General features: G+C 75.6%; 6 protein-coding genes. 1 reads left to right on the forward strand and 5 read right to left on the reverse strand.

Annotation, left to right across the window (positions count from 1 at the left end; translation table 11 throughout):
- Nucleotides 1–37: 37 nt before the first annotated feature.
- A complete protein-coding gene (locus HYE82_RS31950; RefSeq protein WP_179177699.1) occupies nucleotides 38–688 on the forward strand; it encodes a hypothetical protein in 651 nt (216 codons plus the stop codon).
- 83 nt (nucleotides 689–771) lie between these two features.
- Here HYE82_RS31950 and HYE82_RS31955 read toward each other — a convergent pair whose 3' ends face one another.
- The 5 genes from HYE82_RS31955 to HYE82_RS31975 form a co-directional block, all read right to left on the reverse strand.
- Nucleotides 772–2,202, reverse strand: coding sequence for an NAD(P)/FAD-dependent oxidoreductase (locus HYE82_RS31955; RefSeq protein ID WP_179177700.1), 1,431 nt, complete (start codon nucleotides 2,200–2,202; stop codon nucleotides 772–774).
- Between the two features lie 54 nt (nucleotides 2,203–2,256).
- Nucleotides 2,257–2,628 carry a thioredoxin family protein gene (locus tag HYE82_RS31960; protein WP_309144514.1) on the reverse strand — a complete coding sequence of 124 codons (372 nt, stop codon included), beginning with the start codon at nucleotides 2,626–2,628 and terminating at the stop codon, nucleotides 2,257–2,259.
- 112 nt (nucleotides 2,629–2,740) lie between these two features.
- Complete coding sequence (locus HYE82_RS31965) at nucleotides 2,741–4,180, reverse strand: aldehyde dehydrogenase family protein (protein WP_179177702.1); 1,440 nt, start codon at nucleotides 4,178–4,180, stop codon at nucleotides 2,741–2,743.
- 218 nt (nucleotides 4,181–4,398) lie between these two features.
- Nucleotides 4,399–5,598: a thiolase family protein gene (locus HYE82_RS31970; RefSeq protein WP_179177703.1), complete on the reverse strand. Its 1,200-nt coding sequence runs from the start codon at nucleotides 5,596–5,598 to the stop codon at nucleotides 4,399–4,401.
- A 163-nt stretch (nucleotides 5,599–5,761) separates the two neighbouring features.
- A complete protein-coding gene (locus HYE82_RS31975; protein WP_179177704.1) occupies nucleotides 5,762–6,856 on the reverse strand; it encodes a LacI family DNA-binding transcriptional regulator in 1,095 nt (364 codons plus the stop codon).
- Nucleotides 6,857–7,152 lie beyond the last annotated feature (296 nt).

Here is a 7,152-nt window from a genome sequence, read left to right on the forward strand (position 1 = left end):
CCCCCACCCCGCACCACGATCCCCAAGGAGCACAGCCATGAGCCGAAAGCGCACCGCGCTCGCCCTCGGGATGGCAGCCGCCGGAGTGCTGTCGGTGGCATCGGCCACCGCCACCGCCGTGCCCCGGCCCGCCGCCGGATCGACGACCGTCACCCCGGCCGGCCACTCCTTCAAGGCCTCCCTCAGCGGGAAAGCCACCCTCAAGGCCGGCGCGGTCACCGTGACCTGCACGGTCTCCGTTGCCACCGGCACCGTCCCGGACGCCCCCGGCAACCAGAACGCCGCCGGGCCGGTATCCTCCCCGATCACCCCGCCGACGTACAGCTCGTGCACCGCCAGCCTGCCGGGCGTGACCCCGACGGTCACGACCAGCGGCTCCTGGTCGGTCTCGATGCAGCACGGCTCCCCCGTCACCGCCACCATGACGGTCCCGGCCGGCGGGCTCGTCCTGCAGACGAGCGGGCTGGCCAACTGCACCGTCACCGCCGCCCCCTCCGGACCGGCGAACGTCTCCGGGACCTGGGCCAACGGGGCCTCTCCGAGCCTCACCTTCACCGGCGCCACCGTCCCGGTGACGGTCACGGGCGGGTTCGGCTGCCCGACGAGCGCCACCACGTCCGCGTTCAACGCCGTCTACACGATCACCGACACCACCGACCCGACACAGCAGATCACCGTCGGCCCCTGAGTCCTCTGAGTCCTCTGAGTCCTCTGCGCCCTCTGCGCCCCGCTCGGCCGCGCGTGCGAGGCCGAGCGGGGCCTGACCGCGCCTCAACCCCGGTAGGCCTCCAGCAGTCTCAGCCACACCTCGCTGATCGTCGGGAACGCCGGAACCGCATGCCAGAGCCGGCCGATCGGGACCTCCCCCGCGACCGCGATCGTGGCCGCGTGCACCAGTTCGGCCGCGCCCGGCCCGACGAAGGTGACGCCCAGCAGCACCTCCCGGTCCAGGTCGACGACCATCCGGGCGCGCCCGCGGTAGCCGTCGGCGTACAGCCCGGCGCCCGAGACCTTCCCCGTCTCGTAGTCGACGGCTCGGACCCGGTGGCCGGCCCGTTCGGCCTCGGCCAGGGTGAGGCCCACCGCCGCCGCCTCAGGGTCGGTGAACACCGCCTGCGGCACGGCCCGCCGGTCCGCGGTCGCCGTGTGCGCGCCCCACGGGCCGGTGTCCGGTTCGGTGGTGCCGGCTGCGCGGGCCGTGATGGCCGCACCCGCGATCCGGGCCTGGTACTTGCCCTGGTGAGTGAGGAGCACGCGGTGGTTGACGTCCCCGACCGCGTACAGCCAGTCGTGCCCCGGCACCCGGCAGCTCTCGTCGACGTCGATCCACTCGCCCGGCGCCAGCCCGACCGTCTCCAAACCGAGGTCGTCGGTCCGCGGCGCCCGGCCGGTCGCCATCAGCAGCTCGTCGCCCTCCACGATCTCGCCGCCCTCCAGCACCACCCGGACCGGGCCGGACGACCCCTCTCGGACGACCGCCTCGACCGAGACGCCCGTACGGACCTCCGCGCCGGCCTCGCGCAGCGCGTCGGCGACCAGCTCCCCGGCGAAGGGCTCCATCCGCGGCAGCAGCCCGGAGCCGCGCACGAGCACGGTGACCCGGGAGCCGAGCGCCTGCCAGGCCGTCGCCATCTCTGCGGCCACCACCGACCCGCCGACGATCACCAGCCGGCCCGGCACCTCCCGGGCGGAGGTGGCCTCACGGCTGGTCCACGGGCGCGCCCCGGCGATCCCGGGCAGCGGCGGGATCACGGCCCGACTGCCGGTGGCGACGACCACCGCGTGCCGGGCGGCGAGGACGTGGTGCTCGCCCTCGGCGCCCTCGACGGCGACCGTCCGGGGCCCGGCCAGACGGCCGTGGCCCCGGTAGCTGTGGGCGCCGATCGAGTCGAGCCAGTCGACCTGGCCGTCGTCCTTCCAGTTCCCGGTCCAGTAGTCGCGGTGCGCGAAGACCGCCTGGGCGTCGAGGGCGCCCGTGACGGCGCCCGCCAGCCCGGGCACCCGGCGGGCGTCCGCCCTGGCCAGCGCCGGGCGCAGCAGCGCCTTGCTGGGGATGCAGGCCCAGTACGAGCACTCGCCGCCGATGAGCTCGGCCTCCACCAGGGCGGTGCTCAGCCCGGCGGCGCAGGTCCGGTCGACGACGTTCTCTCCGGCCGGTCCGCCGCCGAGGACCACGACGTCGTACTCCACCGCTTCCGCCATGCGCGCCTTCCAGGGGTGTCGGGGCCGGGGTCGGCCCCCGCCGGTCCCGTCACATTAACCGCGGTCCTGCTGCGCGGCGGCGATCTTCGCGCGGACTTCCTCCATGTCGAGGGCGCGGGCCTGGCCGATGAGGTCCGCCAGGGCGGGCTCCGGCAGCGCGCCCGGCTGCGCGAAGACGGCCACCCGGTCCCGGACGATCATCAGGGTCGGGATGGAGGTGATCTGGAAGGCCCCGGCCAGCTCCGGCTGGGCCTCGGTGTCCACCTTGGCGAACACCAGGTCGGGGTTGGCCTCGGAGGCCTTCTCGTACACCGGGGCGAACTGCAGGCAGGGCCGGCACCAGCCGGCCCAGAAGTCGATCAGCACGAATGGGTTCTCGCTGACCGTTCGGTCGAAGTTCTCTTTGGTGAGCTCGACGGTAGCCACGTTTCCAGACCTCCTCATTGCCTCGTACGGTCGTTGAACGAACGGCCCGCCCCGCGCATTCCGGCCACGGCCGGGCGGACGGCCGAACGGGACGGCCGAACGGCCGAACGGGCTAGAACGGGTGCCCGGCGGGGCCGGACCGGAGGGTGGTCCAGCGCAGCTCGGTGAACGCGTCCAGGTTCGACTCCCCGCCGAAGCGGACCCCGGTGCCGGAGGCGGCGACCCCGCCGAAGGGGGCCACGGCCTCGTCGTTCACCGTCTGGTCGTTGACGTGCGCGATCCCGGTCGGGATCCGCCCGGCGAGCTCCAGCCCGCGCGCCGCATCCCGGGTGACGATGCCGAGGGAGAGTCCGTACGGGCCGGCGGTGGCCAGCGCCACCGCCTCGTCCTCCGTCGCGAAGGACCGGACGGGCGCCACGGGCCCGAAGACCTCCTCCGCGTACGCCGGGGTGTCGTCGCCGACGCCGACCAGCACGGTCGGCCGGTAGAACAGGCCCTCGTGGGTGCCGCCGGCGACCGCTTTGGCGCCCTGCCCGATGCTGGCCTCGACCAGCGCGTGGACCCGTTCGAGCTGGGTGCGGTCGATCAACGGCCCCAGGTGCACCTGCCGGCGGTACGGGTCCCCCACCGCCAGCGACTCGGCGCGTGCGGCGAGGCGTTCGACGTACTCGTCGTACAGGGAGGCGTGGACGAGGTGCCGGCCCGTCGTCATGCAGATCTGCCCCTGGTGGAAGAAGGACCCCCAGGAGGCCTGCGCGACGGCGGCCTCGACGTCGGCGTCGCGGAGGACGACCAGGGCGGAGTTGCCGCCCAACTCCAGGTGCAGCCGCTTGAGGTGACGGCCGCCCAGCTCGCCGACGGCCCGGCCGGAGGCCGTCGACCCGGTGAACGACACCACCCTCACCAACGGGTCCGCCACCACTGCCGCGCCCGCCTCGGCGCCGCCGGGCAGCACCTGCAGCAGCCCGGCGGGCAGGCCCGCCTCGGCGAAGACGGCGGCGAGTGCGAGGCCGCCGCACACGGCGGTCCGCCTGTCGGGCTTGAGCAGGACCGAGTTCCCGAGGGCCAGCGCGGGCGCGACGGAGCGGACCGACAGGATCAGCGGGGCATTGAACGGGGCGATCACCCCGACCACCCCGACGGGGACCCGGCGGGTGAAGGAGAGGCGGGGCGCCTCGCTCGGCAGCACCTGCCCGGCGGGCCGGGAGGCCAGGGCCGCGGCCTCGTAGCACTCCTGGGCGGCGACGTGCAGCTCGAAGTCCGCCTTGCCGGGTATGGAGCCGGACTCGCGGACCAGCCAGTCGCGCAGCTCGGCGGCATGGGCGGTGAACAGGTCCCCGGCCCGGCGCAGGACGGCCGCGCGCTCGGTGTGGGACGCGAGGGCCCAGCCCTGCTGTGCGGCCCGGGCGCGTACGGCGGCCTCCGCGACATCGGCGGGTGCGGCCAGGTCGACGGTGGCGAGGGTGCGGCCGGTGGCGGGCTCGACGACGGGCGCGGTACCGCCGGTGAGGGTCGGCCCGTCCTGCCGGAGCGTCGGTTCGAGGAGCGGCATGACGCGGGACCTCCGGAAGGGGATCGGCGGAGCGGCTGGCGGCGGGGGCGGCAGAGCAGCACGCGCCATCGTGCCAGACCGGAGGCACCACATCTGTTCAGTTATCGGGCAGTTGAGGGGCTGCCGTGACCGGAATCGATCGCCGCGGCCCCGCGGCCGCCGCCACCGGCAGCCCCCGGTCGCCGCTCAGCGGCCCAGGAGCACAGTGGGCCGGGAACTCAGCGCTCCAGGACCAGCGCGATGCCCTGCCCGACCCCGATGCACAGCGACGCCACGCCCTTGCCCGAGCCGGCCGCAGCCAGCTGGTGCGCCACCGACCCGGCGAGCCGGGCACCCGAGGCGCCGAGCGGGTGCCCGATCGCGATGGCACCGCCGCGCGGGTTCACGACCGCCGGGTCCAGCTCCGGCCAGGCGGCGAGGCAGCCCAGCGCCTGCGCCGCGAAGGCCTCGTTCAGCTCCATGACGGAGAGGTCGGCCAGGCCGGTGCCCGCCTTGGCCAGCGCCCGCTGCACGGCCTCGACCGGGCCCAGCCCGAACAGCTGCGGCTCGATCCCGGTCACCGCGGAGGCGCTGATGCGGGCCAGCGGCTCGCGGCCGGTGGCCGCCAGACCTTCCTCGTCGGTCAGCAGCAGTGCCGCGGCGCCGTCGTTGAGCGGGGAGGCGTTGGCGGCGGTGACCGTACCGGTGCCGTCGGTCCGGAAGACCGGCTTCAGGCGGGCCAGCGACTCCGGGGTCGACCCCTCGCGGATGCACTCGTCGCGGACGAGGTCGACGCCCGGGTACGGCACGACCTCGTCGTCGTACAGCCCGGCCGACCAGGCCCCGGCCGCCTTGCGGTGGCTGTCCAGCGCGAACAGGTCCTGCGCCTCGCGGGTGATGCCGTGCTTCTCCGCGATGAGCTCGGCGCCCTCGCCGAGGGAGACGGCCCACTCGTCGGGCATCCGCGGGTTGGTCATCCGCCAGCCGAGCGCGGTCGACCACATCTGCTGGTGGGTGGAGGGGAAGGGGCGCTCGGGCTTCTGCACCACCCAGGGCGCGCGGGTCATCGACTCCACGCCGCCCGCGATGGCCACGGACGAGTCGCCCAGGGCGATGGAGCGGGCGGCCTGGATCACCGCCTCGAGTCCCGATCCGCACAGCCGGTTCACGGTCACGCCGGGCACGGTCACCGGAAGGCCCGCGAGCAGGACCGCCATGCGGGCCACGTCCCGGTTGTCCTCGCCCGCGCCGTTGGCGTCGCCGAAGACGACGTCGTCGATCCGGGCCGGGTCGAGCGAGGGCGTACGGTCCACCAGCGCGCGCACCACGTGCGCGGCGAGGTCGTCCGGGCGGACCCCCGCGAGGGCGCCGCCGAACTTGCCGATCGGGGTGCGGACGGCGTCGACGACGTACACGTCGCGGACGGTGCGGGTGCTCATGGCGTCTCTCCTGGGCGGATCCGTGCGGGCGGCGGCGGGACGGTGCCGCCGTCGGCACCGGGCACGACGCCGGGCGCGCCCGGTGGGGCGCGCCCGCAGTGTCCGTCCGCAGGTCACCGCCTGTCAACGGCGTCCGGGGTCGGGTGGCACCGCGTGCCGGGAATCAGGTGGACTCGCGGGGGACGGCGATGGCGGCGACCCGGCCGTACCGGTCGGCGGTCCCGGCCTGCTCCCGCACCGCCCGGTCCACGAGATCCGCGAGCCGGTCCCCCGTCGGCATCTCGATCCGCACCGTGCTCAGCCGGGGCCGCAGCAGCCGGCCCGGCAGCAGGTCGTCCGCACCGATGACGGCGACGTCCTCCGGGATCCGCAGCCCCTCGTCCAGCAGGGCGCGCATCAGCAGCATCGCGTACTCGTCGTTGTACGCGAACACCCCGTCCAGGCCGAGGGAGCGCCAGCGGGCGGCGAGCTCCGCGGCCGACTCCTCCGTGCAGGCCATCGCGAGCGGTACGAGGCCGGGGCCGGAGTCCGCCCCGCCGGCGGAGGGGGCCGAGGGCGGGCGGGGCGAGTGGACGTTCGAGAGGACGGCCGAGCGGGCCCCTTCGAGGCGGGCCCGGGCGAAGGGCGCCGCCCCCTCCTCGGCCGGGACGACGGCCCCGATGCGCCGGCGGCCGCGGTCCAGCAGATGGGCGGCGGCCCGCGCGCCGACCTCGGCCTGGTCCGTGATCAGGGCAAGGGCTCCGGGAACCCGGGCCGGGCCCATCGTGATCACCGCGCGGGCCCCGGCCCGCTTGAGGGTGTCGACGTTGTGTGCCGACAGGGTGATCCGCCCGAAGCAGACCACGGCGACGGGACGCAGCTCGGCCCAGGCACGGGCCGCCTCGTCGCCGCTCAGGCCGAGGCTGCCGTACTGGACCACCGTGTAGTCGAGCCGGCGCAGCGCCCGCTGGAGCTCGTTGAGGAAGGCGCTGTGGCGCGGGCCGACCGGGCCCTCGGAGGCGGGCAGCAGCACGATGCGGGTGTGGCCGGCGCGCAGGCTGCGCGCGGCGGCGTGCGGTACGTACCCGAGCTCCTCGGCGGCCTGGCGGACCTTGCGGCGGGTCGGCTCGCTGATGCGGACCGCTTCGGCGTTGTTCAGGACGTACGAGACCGTCGCGCGCGAGACCCCGGCGAGGCGGGCGACGTCGGCGCTGGTGGGCACGGACTGCGGCGCCGGCGCCGGTGGCGAGGGCTTCGGCGGCTTCGATGACTGTGACATTGCCGTGGCATCTTTCCAGAGCGTTTGCGGCCGGGGTCGGGCGTTTGGCCGGATACGGGTCCGCACGGCGGCGTGGCGGCGCCGGCCCGCCGCGCGCCGGAGTTCCGTGGGAAGGGGGCCCGTCCGGACCGGCCCGCACCCCCCTCGGTCCGCGCCCGCGAGCGGGCGCGGACCTCCTCGACGGGTGCCGGTGTCCCGGCCCCGCGGCCGCGGGGCTCTGGCGCGATCACGCCCCTCGCCGGCGGGGGGCGGCGACAATACCGCTGTGCCGCCGGCCCGTTCGCGGGGTGGGTGGG

The sequence above is a fragment of the Streptomyces sp. BR123 genome (genome assembly GCF_013401435.1).
Lineage (GTDB): Bacteria > Actinomycetota > Actinomycetes > Streptomycetales > Streptomycetaceae > Streptomyces.